Here is a 14,235-nt window from a genome sequence, read left to right as displayed (position 1 = left end):
AAATTCATAGCTTTTTTTCTTGCTAACCAGGATATACGCTGATGCTACTAGGTGATTAAAGAATAATAAATGACTTGTGTATGGTATATCATTGCTGTTCAAGTGCTTCAAAGCCCGTGCAGTGGGTTGTCTAGCACACTGCACGGGCTTCCCAGATGGACACACGGTACCCACTGCCGAAGAGCAGAGCCCGCCGCGCCCTTTTCTGGCGTGCTGCATTCAGAGCAAGCCTGCGTTGGACTATTCGTCCAGGTACTGGTGCACGAACTTGATAGCCATGCTGCCTTCTCCCACGGCAGAAGCCACGCGGGCCATGGCGCCGGCGCGGCTATCGCCGGCCGAGAAGATGCCCGGCACGCAGGTTTCGAGCAGGTAGGGCTCCCGGTCTTTTTTCCAAACCTGGCTGTAGCGTGGGTCCGTCACCAAGTCGCGTCCGGTGAGGACGAAGCCTTTGCCATCGCAGATAACCTGTTCGCAAACCCATTCGGTACTGGGCTTGGCCCCGATGAAGACGAACAGGGCGCGGGCCGGCCGCTTTTCTACCACACCATTGATATCGACCATCACGGCTTCGAGGTGGTCGCCGCCGCATACTTCCTTGATTTGAGAATGCGGTAACAGCTCAATGTTGGGCGTATTGCGAATCTGCTCAATTAGATAAGCCGACATGCTGGCGGCCAGGTTGGCCCCGCGAATGACGATGAACACCTTGCGGGCATACGTGGCCAAGTACATGGCCGCCTGTCCAGCCGAGTTGCCGCCGCCCACAATGTACACGTCCTGCTCATCGCAGCTGCGGGCTTCGGTGCGCGCTGCACCGTAATACACGCCCGCGCCACTTAGGCGGTCCATGCCCGGCACATCCAGGGTGCGGTAGCTTACGCCGGTGGTTAGGATGACGGCTTTGGTGCTGATTTCGCTGCCGTTAGTAAGTGTGAGCACCTTATAGCCGTCCTGAATGCACAGGTTGGTTACTTCCTGCGGTGCGATGAACTCGGCCCCGAGGCGCACGGCCTGGGTCCAGGCGCGGAAAGCCAGGTCGGCGCCGCTCAGGCCGGTGGGGAAGCCCAGGTAGTTTTCGATGCGTGAGCTAGTGCCAGCCTGCCCACCGGGCGTCTGGCGCTCCACTATGAGTGTTTTGAGGCCTTCGCTGGCACCATACACAGCAGCGGCCAGACCGCTGGGGCCGGCGCCTACTACCACCACATCGTATATATCCTGCTGCGGCTTATTGGCAATGCCTAGGTGCTCGGCCAGGTCATTCTTGCTGGGATTGGGCACAGCTTTGCCATCGACGCAGATGACCAGCGGCAAGTCCGTCGGCTCAAAGCCCTTGGCTTTTACCAGCTCCTGGGCCTCGGGGCTGGTTTCGTAGTCCAGCCACTGGTAGCCCACCATGAAGCCGCTGAGGAAATCCTTGAGCTCGTGCGAAAGCGGCGACCATTGAAAACCAATGAGCCGGATGCCATCATACTTGGGCTTGTGCGAGGCTTGCCAAGCCGCGAGCAAGTCGTGCAGCGTGGGGTAAAGCAGGTTTTCGGGTGGGTCCCAAGGCTTCATCAGGTAATGGTCGAGTCGGGCCGAGTTGATGGCGCGCACAGCGGCCTCGGTATCGGCGTAGGCCGTGAGCAGCACGCGCTTGGCATCGGGAAAAAGCTCGCGGGATGCCGTAAGCAGCTCCACACCTTCGAGGTCAGGCATGCGCTGGTCGGCGATGATGAGGGCCAGCGGCTCTTCCTTGGTCTTCAGCTCCTTGATGGTGGTCAGAGCTTCGGGGCCGGAGTTGACGCGCAGAATACGGTAGTCCTGGCTGAATTCCTGACGCAGGTCGCGGGCAATGGCGGCCAGCACTTGCGGGTCGTCATCGACGGCGAGAATGATGGGTTTCTTGGCGGCCATGTTGGTCTGTCAGAAAGATGTTTAAATAGTCTAAGTAAAGAACGGTCATGCTAAGCGAAGCCGAAGCATCTCTATCGGGCAAGTAAATAATTACTTCCGTGGTAGAGATGCTTCGGCTTCGCTCAGCATGATATTTTAGAATAGGTTCTGCTTTACGCCCGCGGCACAGCTACCGGCAACCAGGCACAAAACTCAGTATGGCCCGGCTGGGAGCTGACTTCCAGCCGCCCATCGTGCTGCCGAATGATGCGCTGCGCAATATCGAGCCCCAGGCCGGAGCCAGAACCGGCTTGCTTGGTGGTGTAAAACGGCTCAAAAATATGCGGCAGCACGTTGGCCGGAATGCCCGAACCATTATCAATTAAAAACACACGCACAAAATCGCCTTCGAGGCGGGTGCGCAGCGTGATTTCGCCTCCCTGGTCGGGTAGGGCATCAATGGCATTGTCCAGCAGGTTGGTCCATATCTGGTTGAGGCTGCTGACCTGGCCGCGAATCTGGGGCAGGTCGGGCGCGTAGTCGCGGGTGAGGTTTACGCTTTTCTGGCGCAGCTGGTATTTCAGCATGTTCAGGGTGCTGTCGAGGCCTTCGGTGACGTTGAGCAGCTCGAAGCCGCCGTCACGGTCCATGTGCGAGTAGGTTTTCACATCGGCCACCAGCTTGCTGATGCGGCTGCCGGCCTCCTGCACCTCCCGGATGAGCTGCAAGGTGCTTTGCTGACCTTCGAGCCAGGCAAAGGCGGCAGGGCGGGCCGCGAGTGGCATTACCTGGGCGGCAGCAGCCAGCTTCGTTTCATCAAGGCCCATTTCCAGCAACCCCGGGGCGAGGCGGTAGCCGTCGGGTACGCCATGGTCAGCGAGCCAGTCGGCCAGTTCGTCTTCCCGCTCCGACTGTTCTAAGGCCGACGGCTTGGGCGCGGCGGGGTCGGCGGCGGGCATGGGGGCGGCCAGGCAGGCGAAGGTGCACAGGGCCGCTGGGTCGGGACTAAGCTCCAGTAGCTTGCTTAGCAGTTCGGGCTGGGTGGCGGCTCGCGCTTCCAGGGCCTGGGCGGCGCGGGCAATGGCGGCGGCGGGGTTGTTCAGTTCGTGGGCCAGCCCGGCGGAGAGCTTGCCGAGGGCCCGCAGTTTGTCGTCGCGCTCCTGCACTCGGACCTGGTCGCGGCTGCGGTCGTTCATGATGCCCACCAGACGCTGCACCAGCTCGGGACTAGCCTGCTCCAGGGCCGGAAAATGGTCGCGGTGCAGCAGGTATAGCAACGTGTCGCCAGTGGCTACACCTAGTCCTTTCACTTCGCGCAGCCGCGAATAGGGCAGCACGCCCGATACCTGGCCAGCTTCGACGCGAAATACTGGCGTGCGCTGGCTGCCTTGCAGGGCATAGAACTGGATACCGCCGTGAATAACCGCCATCATAAACTCGGCAGCAGAGCCGGGCTCGTTGATGGTTTCGTTGGGGGCGTAGGCGCGGGGCTCGCCGTGGGTCAGGAGCCAGGCGAGCGTGTCGTCGGGCAGGCCTTGGAAGGCGGTGATGGTGGCCAGGTCGGCGGGGGCGAGGGCAGTAGGAATAGCCATAGCTGCATAACCCGCAGCGGGGCGCAATGTTGAGAACGTTGGGCCGGGACGCCAGCGCCGCGGGAGCAGAGCGCTTACAGGAAAAATTGTTGAAAGGATGTCCAAGGAAATTTTTAGTCGCAACGAGGCAAAAATGCTGGGTGCCGCTAGGGCGAAGTCATGAACTTATATTCAAGACTCACTTTACATAAAAAAACCTTATGAAAAAGCGCATTCGATTTTGGGTGTGTGTGGGTAGTTGGCGGGCTCCTAATAGCCGTGGGGTGCCGCAGCCAGCAGACAGTTATTCTATCCCGGTCTATTGCTGCTTCGCAGCCCAGCCCCGTATCTCCGCCGGAGTACGAGCTGATGCGTTTCCGGCGCAAAGACACGACCAAGCAGGCCATCGTGGCTGGGCATATTGACATGCTACAAAATGGTCGGATATTCGAAACAGAAGCAGTTAGTGTGTGCGTCGACCAGGAATGCGCTATCAAAGGAGCTATTACTATTTCTAACTCAGGCGGCTATTACCTCCGCGAACTGCCGCCGGGTCCGCACCAGATATTGGCTACATTCATTGGCTTGCTGCCCAGCGTTGCGAAACTCCAATTGGCGCAGGGCGATTCCGTCCGCCTCAATTTTCACCTGCGGACTGATATGCGGCCAACAACTAATTAACTCAGGTTGTAAAGTGCTCTGACCGGCCCCAGTGGAGATAATGACGACTCTTCCACAAAACCCGTTCATGCCTCGGCGGGAACGGGTTTTTATGTTTAAGGAAGGGTTGCTCGCCGTACCTTGCCGCGTGGTTTTTGAGGCAACTTTTTTGCCGTTGTTAGCCTTATAAAACCCTCCCCTCACCAGCTCGAAATCCCCTTAATCTATGGCCAAAGCCAGAACCGTCTTTTTCTGCCAGAGCTGCGGCGCGCAGTCGGCCAAATGGATAGGCCGCTGCCCCGTGTGCGGCGAGTGGAACACCTATGTTGAAGAAGTAGTCCAGAAAGAAACTGTGGCCACCACCACGGGGCAGTGGAAACCCGCCAGCACCGTACCCGGGGGCAACGTGGCCAAAGCCGCCAAGTCGGTTCCGCTCAACAGCATCCTGGCCGAAGACGAGCCCCGCATCATCACCCCCGACGGCGAGTTGAACCGCGTACTGGGCGGCGGGTTGGTGCCGGGCTCCATCATCCTCATTGGTGGCGAGCCCGGCATTGGCAAGAGCACGCTCATGCTTCAGATTGCTCTCAGCCTGCGCAAGATGAAGGTGCTCTACGTGAGCGGCGAGGAAAGCGAAGCCCAGATAAAGATGCGCGCCGAGCGCATGGCCGATGGCCAACACCCCGGATGCTACATTCTTACCGAAACCAACACCCAGAACATCTTCCGGCAGATTGACCAGGTGCAGCCCAATATTCTGGTTGTCGACTCCATTCAGACCATGCACTCCACGCTGGTGGAAAGCGGCGCGGGCAGCGTGAGTCAGGTGCGCGAATGCACTGCCGAGTTCCTGAAATTTGCCAAGGAAACCAGCACCCCGGTGCTGCTCATCGGCCACATCACGAAAGACGGCAGCATTGCCGGCCCCAAAATCCTGGAACACATGGTGGACACGGTGCTGCAGTTTGAAGGCGACCGGCACATGAGCTACCGCATCCTGCGCACCACCAAAAACCGATTTGGCAGTACTTCTGAGCTGGGCATCTACGAGATGCAGGGCGACGGCCTGCGCCAGGTGAGCAATCCCAGCGAAATCCTGCTTTCGCAGCGGGGCGAAAGCTTGAGCGGCATGGCCATTGGCGCCACGCTGGAGGGCAACCGCCCGCTGCTGGTGGAAGTGCAGGCTCTGGTTTCGCCTACGTCTTACGGCACCCCTCAACGCAGTAGCACCGGCTTCGATGCCAAGCGCCTGCAAATGCTGCTGGCTGTACTCGAAAAACGCGCCGGCTTGCGCCTCGGTCAGCACGATGTTTTTTTGAACATTGCCGGGGGGCTACGCCTTGACGACCCGGCGCTTGACATGGCAGTGTGCGCCGCCGTGGTTTCCTCTCTTAATGACTTGCCCATCCCCGGCGACGTGTGTCTGGCAGCTGAAGTGGGCTTGAGTGGTGAAATTCGGGCTGTGAGCCGGCTTGACCAACGCTTGGCAGAAGCAGAAAAATTAGGATTTCGTGAAATGTACGTGTCGCAATTCAATGGAAAGGGATTGGACTTAGCCAGGTTTGGTTTGAAAGTGCATGCCGTCAGTCGGCTCGACGAAGTGCTTCAGGGCTTATTTGGCTAAGAAAAAGCGGATTGATTATCAGCAGGTGGCTGCAATGGATTGGGGTAATTGGCCGGTGGCCTACCATGAAATTGAACCGAAGCCGAAAAATTGATTTGGACTTTATAAATCAAAAAGCCTTATCTTCGGAGTGCTGATAGGCTTTTACCGCGAATTCTAAGGTAAAGCCAATTGGTTCTATCGTTTGTCCGGTCGGTTATATGGCGGTGGCGGGCCGCTGGCTTTTCTCTGTATGATGATATCTTTTTTTTCTACTTGTGCGCGCCAGGTGCTAGGCGCGGTGCTGCTACTGGGTCCGGTGCTGGCCCATGGGCAAGGCCGAACCACCGTAGTAGGCGCAGCTGCCAAGACGGCAGCAGTAACGGCAGCGGCCGAAGGTGGCACAGCTACTCTTACCGGACGCGTGAGTGGTCCCACCACCGATTCGGTGGCGGTATCCCTGCGTGAAAACCCGTTGGACCCCAAGGAGAAAGTCTTTCGGGTGCCGCTAAATGATAAAGGCGACTTCAAGGTGGTAGTGCCAGTGAGTGGCGCAACTAAGGCCGACCTGGTGTACGGCGACGACGTAGCACCGCTCTTCCTTGATGCCGGGACCGATATGGATGTGCGCTTTAAGGGCAGCGACATGTCAGGTACCCTGAAATTTAAGCCCAACGACGTGCCTACGGGCCTCGCCACCAAGCTGCGCAACCGTGCGAACCTCACCGAGGAGCAGCGCCACCGCCAGCAGGCTGCCAATGCCAACAACTACTTGGTAGAAGCCGATGCCCAGTTCGTGGAAAATGACGGCTTCCAAGTGCTCCCCGATAACATTCAGCTCTACGAAGCCCCTTTCCTTTCTTTCCTGGAATACCGCCGTAAGCATGAGTTCGAGTTTCTGGAAGACCACGCCGCCAAGCAGTCGTTCACGCAGGAATTTTATAACTACGCCCACGCCGAGGTAGTGTATGCCTACGCCAACGACAAGCTGACCTTTCAGGACCTGCGCGAGCAGGTGGTGAATACCGAAGGTCGCCTGAAAATGGCCCCCGACTATTATAACTTCCTTCGGGAGCCCGGTCTACTCAACGAGCCCAACGCCTTCCAGAGCGAGCTGTACCACGAGTTCCTGCTCAACTATGTACACTTCTCGGTGACGCAGGACCATCACCAGCGCTCCGACCCTGACTTTTACCCCGCTTGTTATGCCCTGGCCAGCAAGAAGCTCACTGGTCCTACGCGTGCCATTGTGCTGGGCCGGGTGCTGCAGGAGTCGTTCCGGTTTGGACACGTGAAGCAGTCGGCTGCCATGCTGGCCGATTTCCGTAACTACGACCCCAAGAACCAGTTTTACCCCACGCTCCAGATGGATTTCGACCGGCACAAGGAGTTTGCCATTGGCGCGCCGGCCCCCGATTTTACTCTGCCCTCCGCCACCGGCGACACCGTGCATCTGCACGACTTTCAAGGCAAGCTGGTGTACATCAACTTCTGGAAAAGCACCAACGGCCTCTGTCTGCGCGACCTGGCCTATGCCCAGGAGCTGATGCGCAAGTTTGAAGGCAAGAACATCACTTTTATCAACATTGCCCTCGATGAAAATGAGCAGGCCTGGCGCTCACTCGTAACCGTGAAAAAACTACCAGGTGTGCAGGTCCGCGTGCCCGGTGGGGGGCTACGCTCGGCTGTGGCCAAAGACTATGCCCTGCAGGAAGTACCCACCTACATTCTGGTGGGGGAAGATGGTACCTTCCTCAACACCAAACCCAAGCGCCTGAGCAGCCGCGCCGCCGTAGACGAAATCAATCAGTCGTTTGGCAAAGCCAGCACCTATACCAGCGCCATCGATTTCCCAGCCACCAAGAAATAATCGGGAGTCACCGCACTTATCATCCTGAGCAACGCGAAGGACCTTATCACGTCGGAGAAGCCGTTAGAACAATTCTAGCGTTAGCTGTTCTCCCGGGGTAAGGTCCTTCGCTGTGTTCAGGATGACCTATTTTTAGCCTTTTGCTGCCTTTCTCGCTACTTTATGTCCGTGCTCACTGATAGCCTCAATGTTTTGTCGAAGGCCACGCCCCTGCGGGTCTGGAACGCCACGCAAATCATTAGTTCCTACATTCTGAGCAAGCTCACGGGCAAGGCGCGGCTGCGGGGCATGCCCATGGCCCTCAGCTTCGAGCCCACCACCAGTTGCAACCTGCGCTGCCCCGAGTGCCCCAGTGGCCTGCGCTCCTTCACGCGGCCTACAGGCATGTTGCCCGCCGATTTATTTAAGCGAACCATTGATGAGGTCGCGAGCCGGCTGTGGTACCTGATATTTTATTTTCAGGGCGAACCTTACTTGCACCCGCAGTTTTTGGAACTGGTGAAGTATGCGGCCGACAAGGGAATTTACACCGCTACCAGCACCAACGCCCACTACCTCAACGACCAGAACGCCCGCAAGACCGTAGAAAGCGGCCTCGACCGCCTCATTATCTCGCTCGATGGCACCACGCAGGACGTATACCAGCAGTACCGCGTAGGCGGCAAGCTGGAAAAAGTGCTGGAAGGTACCCGCAACGTTGTAAAGTGGCGTGAGGAGCTAAAGTCGAGCACGCCTCGCATCATCTTCCAGTTCTTGGTGGTGCGACCCAACGAACACCAGATTGACGATGCTAAGCAGCTGGCCGAAGCTCTGGGCGTAGACGACGTATGGTTCAAAACTGCTCAGATTTACGACCATGAGCACGGCTCGCCGCTCATCCCAACCATCGACTACTACTCGCGTTACCAGAACAACGCCAACGGCACCTGGAGCCTGAAAAATAAACTGGTGAACCACTGCTGGAAAATGTGGCATTCCTGCGTCATCACCTGGGACGGCTTGGTAGTGCCCTGCTGCTTTGACAAGGACGCGGAGTATCGCCAAGGCGACCTCAAGACCGAAACCTTCCGCCAGCTCTGGCGCGGCCCCAAATACCAGCAGTTCAGGAGCAGCCTCCTCAAAGGCCGCGACCAGATTGAGATGTGCCGCAACTGCTCCGAGGGCACAAAGGTGTGGGGGTAAAGGAGGGTTGAGTTAATGCTTTTCCATTAAACCCTCAACTCTCAACCCTTCTCTCCGCTCACGTGCTACTACTAGGAAGCCGTAGCCAAATACGAATAAGTTAAGACCGATTTGCAGACTGAACGAGTCGACGACCAGCATGGCAGTGGCCTGTACGATGATGAAAAAGCAGACGGCTGGGTCGCGTCGGAGGTTGGGGTGGGTGAGAGGCCAGAAGAGAAGTATTAGCAGCAACCCTAGGCCAATTAGCCCGCCACCTAGCAACGCCTCCAAGTATTGGTTGTGCACCTCAATGCGGTTGGCCATTTTCAGGCCAAAGTCATGCCACTCGTATTGGCGCATAAGTGCGGCATGGGTATCGGCTGGGCCTACGCCCACCAGCCAGTGTTCTTGGATAACACTACCAGCGGTTTCCATGGCCGCGAGCCGGCGAGCCAGCGAATAGTTGTTGATGTCCTGGCCATGTGTGTATTGTTCTACATCCCATACCGTAGTGTTCCACCGCTGCCGCACCGATTCGAGCGACTGATAAGCCAACCATGGAGCCACCGCAATCAACAGTAGTAGCCCAAGCCCAATCGCCCGATGTCGCCGTGCCAATAGCCACGCAGCATAAGCCAGCAAGCCAGTATAGAACACCAAGAGCCCCGTGCGATAAGCCAGGATATGCAGCGTGAGCGCCGTGGCAATGGCTGCACCGAGCAGCCCCGCGCGCAGTATGGGGCCCGCTAAGGCATCGCGCCGTAGCAGAAGTGCCCAGAAAAAGGCATGGGCCAACATTATCCCAAATGGAATATGAAAAATACGGGTGATGGCCTGCATGTTCTGGCCAATTCGGATGGCTTCGTTGGCACTGGCAGGGTCCAGCAGGTACTGGCCCATAGTGGCTAGGCCCACGGCTGCGGTACCCAATACAAAGAAGCTGCCCACCACGAGCCGCTGCCAACGTGCCAGCGGCACCGCCAGCGTGAAGGCCAATGGCACGCCCAGCCACGTCAGGCTGCGGTATAGCTCATGGCGCCACACGCCCCACTCACTGGTATATAGGCTACTGATGAGTAGAAAAAAGACGATAGCCACTGCCCGCATGGCCGCTCCATTGCGGTAATAAAGTGGCAGGTCGCGCCGCAAATCGGGGTTCGTCAGCACTGCTAATATGCCAACGATGGGTGCTATGGCCACTAAGGACCGGGCCGCCAGCAGTCCCGCCACACCCGCCAGCGCGGCCAGCCACAACAGATACTGCGAGAGCCGACCGGAAAAATAATAGTGCACGAAAAGAAAGCGAAAAGGACGAACCAGAAGCAAGCAGCATGCCTTGCAGGCATCCCACAAAGTAACCCTCTAAAAGCAAACGGTCATGTTCCAAAGCGGGTGTTTAGTGGAATTGAACGATTTAATTCCACCAAACACCCGCTTTGGAACATGACCTTTGCAGCGCAATCCTAAGCCTGCTACTTGTGGTCCTTGGTCAGGTTCTTACCTAGGTCTTCTACCTTGGTCAGAAACTCCAGCGTATCGGAATCTGCATACACGCCATAGGCCGAGGAGATGGTGCCTTTTACGCCATCGTTGGCTTCAATGGCGTAGAGGATGGACATGTCGTCCGGGTCGCTCTCGCCCTCGAAGCGGTAGAAGTCTACAATGGTTACCTCGTCGGGTGCGTAGCTTTTGTTCGAGTCGTTGCCAATGGTTTGCAGGCGGCCGTCCACGACGTTGAAATCCTGGGTGAAGCCGTCCTTGTTCAGTTTGTTCTCAACGTTGACAAGCGAACGTTCTTCTTCTTTGTCCTGCATAGCGGTGGGGTGTTTGGAATAATGTGAAGCGGAGCGGGTGGGGCTAATACCGGCCGCCCCCGCATCGGCTATACGGAGCCGGGGCGGGGGCGGGTTATATCAAATTCATATAAAAAACGCAGAGGTGCTATACCTCAGCCCAGCGGGCTATTTGGCGGCTGCCCGTGCCTCAATGGTTCGTTGCAGCTGGTCCACATCGAGTTGGCCGCAGGCCCCGCCGCAGCCCTTGGCACAGCCCGCCGCCGTCTTGCTGAAAAATGCCCGGTAGAAAATCCGGCCCACGTAAAAGGCCGCTGCCACAAACAGCGCTCCGATAAGGAGGTATTGGATTTCGACGGAAGTAATAGCGAGCAGCAGCATACCGGATAAACTGCGAAAAGAAGGGAAAAGTTTGGTGTCGCTACTGCCAGAATTCGCCGATGGTCTGCTGCACTTCGGCGTGGATAAGGCGGTTGCTGGCCACTACTTCGCGGCCAAACAGTGGGTCGCCGTCCTGCAAAAATTGCGTAACCTGCCCGCCCGCCTCACGCACCAACAGAATGCCTGCTGCCACGTCGTACGAATTCAGATTAAACTCAAAAAAAGCCTCAAACCGCCCTGCAGCCACATAAGCCAAGTCGACAGCAGCCGAGCCCAGCCGGCGTACGCCGTGGCTGCGACTCATAAACGCGCCGAGGAGTTGCAGGTAACGCTCCATCTTGCCAAAGTCCTTATAGGGAAAGCCGGTGGCAATGAGCGAGCTGTTCAGCTCCGCCACATCGGTGACGTGGATGGGCTGGTCGTTGCAAAAGGCGCCGCCACCGCGCACAGCCCGAAAGCTTTCGTCGCGGTTCACCTCGTGTACCACGCCCACTACTAGTTCGTTGTGGTGCAGCAGCGCCACGCTGATAGCGTACACCGGCAGGCCGTGCACGAAGTTGGTGGTGCCATCGAGCGGGTCAATTATCCAGACAAATTCCTCGGTATGGGTATCGGGTCCAGCAGTGCCTTCCTCGGTAATGAAGCCGGCTTCGGGGAGCAGCTGGCGCAGACCGGTCACAAGGCGGCGCTCGGTTTCCTGGTCCACATAGCTTACGAGGTCATGCAGGCCTTTATGCTCCACTTTGGCGCGGTCGAAAACAGCGGCCTCCTGGCGGATGAACTGCGCGGTGCTGCGGCAGAGGGCAGCAAGGTCGAGGGAGAGTTGGGTGAAATCCATATTGCGCGGCTTCGCAAGGTTAGAAGAGGTTTCGCAAAGTTAAAAATGTCCGTTTTCCCATTTCCGTGAGTCTAGCGAGCCTTAGAATCCTTGCGCACGAAGCCCAACACAACGGCTGCCACCAGCAACAGCACCGCCAGCAGCTGCGCGCCGCGCCCAATCAACTCACCGAAGCGCACGTAAAATGTTGTCTCGTCATTCAAGTGCACGGTGGCGCGGCTGGCAGTCGGAATCCAGGCGGTTTCGCGCTGGATGATTTCGCCCTTCTGATTGATGAAGCCGGTAAAGCCGGTATTGGCCGAGCGGGCGAGGTCGCGGCGGGTCTCGATGCAGCGCAGCTGGCCGTAGCTCAGCAGTTGCCGGTAGCCGGGCGAGTCGTGCCACCAGGCATCATTGGTAACGAGGCCCAGTAACGTGGCGCCGTTATGGGCGTATTCGGCAATGAAGTCGCCATAAATGGACTCGTAGCAAATGACCGGGGCCACGCGCAGGGCCGGCGCATTGGCCGGGGCCAGATACACCGTGCGTTCGGTTTGGCTGCCCACGCTGCCCACGGTGCCACCCAGGTCGATGTGCGAGATGAGGGAGGCCAGCACCGGCGGAATCTTCTCTACACCGGGCACCAGCCGCGACTTGTGATAGAAGGCAATAGGCGCGGTGGCCGAGGCAAAATAAGCCCCTGCGTTGAAGATGTCGTAGTAGCCCAGGTCGTCGCGGTGGCGGGCCGTTTCGCTGGCCGCCTCCTTGCTCGGATACGAGTTGATGGTGGTGATGCCTGTGAGCAGCGCCACGCCCGGATGCCGCGCCAACCACTCACGCACCCGGCGAATTTTGGGGTTGGTTTCGATGGTGTTTTCCCACACCGCTTCCTCTAGGGCCGTCTCGGGCCAGAGCACCAGTCGTGTCTGGGGCGTGAGGTGCTGCTCCGAGAGTTGGAGCATGCGGGTCAGCTGTTCTTCATAAGGGATGAACTTGGGGCCGCCCTCAAACTTCTCCACGTAGGGGTCGAAGTTGGGCTGAATCACAATGACTTCAGCCGTCGGGCCCTTTTCCTGGTATCGGGCCCCAATGAGGTAGGAAATTCCAATGGGCACCACAATGAGCAGTGCGCAATACGCGGTGAACAACGGCCGTCTGACCGATTTCCCCAGAATGGTTAACTGCTCATTATTCACTGCTAACCGGAAGAGCATCAGATTCACAACCCATACCCACCCCGAGCCACCCAGAAAACCGGTGTACTCGTACCACTGCACCCACTGCGGCGCGGCTGCGAAACCGTTGCCCAGCGTGAGCCAGGGCCAGGTGATGTCCCAGTGCAGGTGCAGTTGCTCAAACGCAAGCCAGTAAATGGGCAGCGACAAGTAGCCCCAGCGGTTGCCCAGTCGCTTTTTGGTCTGGCGGAAGGCCATGAGCGGCAAGCACATAAGTAGTGCATTGAGCACCACAGCGGCGATGCCTGCAGCTAGCTCCGCGTAGCTTACCCACCAAGTGGTGAGGGCATTCCAGAGCACGAGCATCAGGTAGGTGCTGACAAATACGCGTCGCTTGCGGGCCCCTTCCAGCGTAAGCTGCCGCTCCATGAGCAGGTAGGGCACCCAGCCGATAAACAGCAGCGGCACCAGCCAGACGGTGGGCCACGGCGACCAGCCACCGGAAAGCAGCAACGCGCCTAACACCGCTAAAATCAACGGTTGCTGGTACCAGCTAGTCGTCGCCGTCGAGGTCGTCGTCGTCGGCAGCGCGGCGGTATCGGTCATCGCGGCCGGGACGGGGCTCGCGGGCAGGTGGGGCAAGGTTTCCTTCGACGACAACGACAATTTCTCCTTTAATAGCGGGCCGGGCCGCGAAGTCAGCCTCCAGGCTGGCCAGCGTACCGGTCACGGTTTCTTCAAATAGTTTGGTAAGCTCGCGGCTGACCGAGGCCGGCCGCGTTGGACCCAGCACTTCGGCCAACTGGCCCAGGGTTTTCACAATGCGGTGCGGCGACTCGTAAAAAATCATGGTCCGGGTTTCTGTGGCCAGTTGTTGCAAGCGCGTTTGCCGGCCCTTCTTCACTGGCAAAAATCCTTCGAATGTGAACCGCTCGGCCCCAAAACCAGATTTTAGCAACGCCGGAACGAAGGCGGTTGGCCCGGGCAGGCACTCCACGCCCAAGCCCCGCGCCAGGCACTCGCGCACCAACAAAAAGCCGGGGTCGGAGATTCCCGGCGTGCCGGCATCCGACACAAGGGCCATGATTTCACCCTTTTCCAGCCGGTCGAGCAGGCGCGGTACCTGCTGGTGTTCATTGTGCAGGTGATAGGAGAGCAAGGGCTTTTTTAGGCCCAGGTGCTGCATCAGGCGGCCACTGGTACGCGTGTCTTCGCAGAGCACAGTACCCACTTCGCCCAGTACGCGGATGGCCCGCAGCGTAATATCTTCCAGATTGCCGATGGGCGTGGGCACGAGGTACAGAACCGTATTAGGCATGGCAC

11 protein-coding genes are annotated in these 14,235 nt (G+C 58.2%); 3 read left to right on the top strand and 8 right to left on the bottom strand.

The features are described 5' to 3' along the window. Positions 1–240 precede the first annotated feature (240 nt). Together J4E00_RS04520 and J4E00_RS04515 are read right to left on the bottom strand one after the other, a co-directional pair. On the bottom strand, positions 241–1,899 hold the full coding sequence (locus tag J4E00_RS04520) for an FAD-dependent oxidoreductase (RefSeq protein WP_208173845.1): 1,659 nt from the start codon (positions 1,897–1,899) through the stop codon (positions 241–243). A gap of 152 nt (positions 1,900–2,051) precedes the next feature. Further along, a complete protein-coding gene (locus J4E00_RS04515; RefSeq protein ID WP_208173844.1) occupies positions 2,052–3,470 on the bottom strand; it encodes an ATP-binding protein in 1,419 nt (472 codons plus the stop codon). 865 nt (positions 3,471–4,335) lie between these two features. Here J4E00_RS04515 and radA point away from each other — a divergent pair. The 3 genes from radA to J4E00_RS04500 all read left to right on the top strand — a co-directional run bounded on the left by radA (position 4,336) and on the right by J4E00_RS04500 (position 8,764). Beyond that, the gene (gene radA / locus J4E00_RS04510) at positions 4,336–5,733 is read left to right on the top strand and encodes a DNA repair protein RadA (RefSeq protein WP_208173843.1); all 1,398 of its coding nucleotides are present in this window, start codon (positions 4,336–4,338) and stop codon (positions 5,731–5,733) included. 232 nt (positions 5,734–5,965) lie between these two features. Further along, a complete protein-coding gene (locus J4E00_RS04505) occupies positions 5,966–7,582 on the top strand; it encodes a TlpA family protein disulfide reductase (RefSeq protein WP_208173842.1) in 1,617 nt (538 codons plus the stop codon). A 162-nt stretch (positions 7,583–7,744) separates the two neighbouring features. Then, positions 7,745–8,764 carry an SPASM domain-containing protein gene (locus J4E00_RS04500; protein WP_208173841.1) on the top strand — a complete coding sequence of 340 codons (1,020 nt, stop codon included), beginning with the start codon at positions 7,745–7,747 and terminating at the stop codon, positions 8,762–8,764. Between the two features lie 12 nt (positions 8,765–8,776). On the opposite strand, the gene J4E00_RS29965 is transcribed toward J4E00_RS04500, so the two are convergent. The 6 genes from J4E00_RS29965 to rsmI all read right to left on the bottom strand — a co-directional run bounded on the left by J4E00_RS29965 (position 8,777) and on the right by rsmI (position 14,230). Further along, positions 8,777–10,039 carry an O-antigen ligase family protein gene (locus J4E00_RS29965; RefSeq protein ID WP_208173840.1) on the bottom strand — a complete coding sequence of 421 codons (1,263 nt, stop codon included), beginning with the start codon at positions 10,037–10,039 and terminating at the stop codon, positions 8,777–8,779. Positions 10,040–10,218: 179 nt separating this feature from the next. Further along, complete coding sequence (locus J4E00_RS04490) at positions 10,219–10,560, bottom strand: hypothetical protein (RefSeq protein ID WP_208173839.1); 342 nt, start codon at positions 10,558–10,560, stop codon at positions 10,219–10,221. Positions 10,561–10,707: 147 nt separating this feature from the next. Next, on the bottom strand, positions 10,708–10,920 hold the full coding sequence (locus J4E00_RS04485) for a hypothetical protein (RefSeq protein WP_208173838.1): 213 nt from the start codon (positions 10,918–10,920) through the stop codon (positions 10,708–10,710). A gap of 40 nt (positions 10,921–10,960) precedes the next feature. Then, positions 10,961–11,758 carry an inositol monophosphatase family protein gene (locus tag J4E00_RS04480; RefSeq protein ID WP_208173837.1) on the bottom strand — a complete coding sequence of 266 codons (798 nt, stop codon included), beginning with the start codon at positions 11,756–11,758 and terminating at the stop codon, positions 10,961–10,963. Positions 11,759–11,829: 71 nt separating this feature from the next. Beyond that, a complete protein-coding gene (gene lnt, locus J4E00_RS04475; protein ID WP_208173836.1) occupies positions 11,830–13,518 on the bottom strand; it encodes an apolipoprotein N-acyltransferase in 1,689 nt (562 codons plus the stop codon). Beyond that, the gene (gene rsmI, locus J4E00_RS04470) at positions 13,466–14,230 is read right to left on the bottom strand and encodes a 16S rRNA (cytidine(1402)-2'-O)-methyltransferase (protein ID WP_208173835.1); all 765 of its coding nucleotides are present in this window, start codon (positions 14,228–14,230) and stop codon (positions 13,466–13,468) included. Before rsmI ends, lnt begins: the two co-directional genes overlap by 53 nt. Between the last annotated feature and the right edge of the window lie 5 nt (positions 14,231–14,235).

The sequence above is a fragment of the Hymenobacter negativus genome (assembly GCF_017571495.1).
GTDB classification, from domain to species: Bacteria; Bacteroidota; Bacteroidia; order Cytophagales; family Hymenobacteraceae; genus Hymenobacter; species Hymenobacter negativus.
Note: the sequence above shows the minus strand (reverse complement) of the source record. Positions and strands in the feature narration are given on the sequence as shown.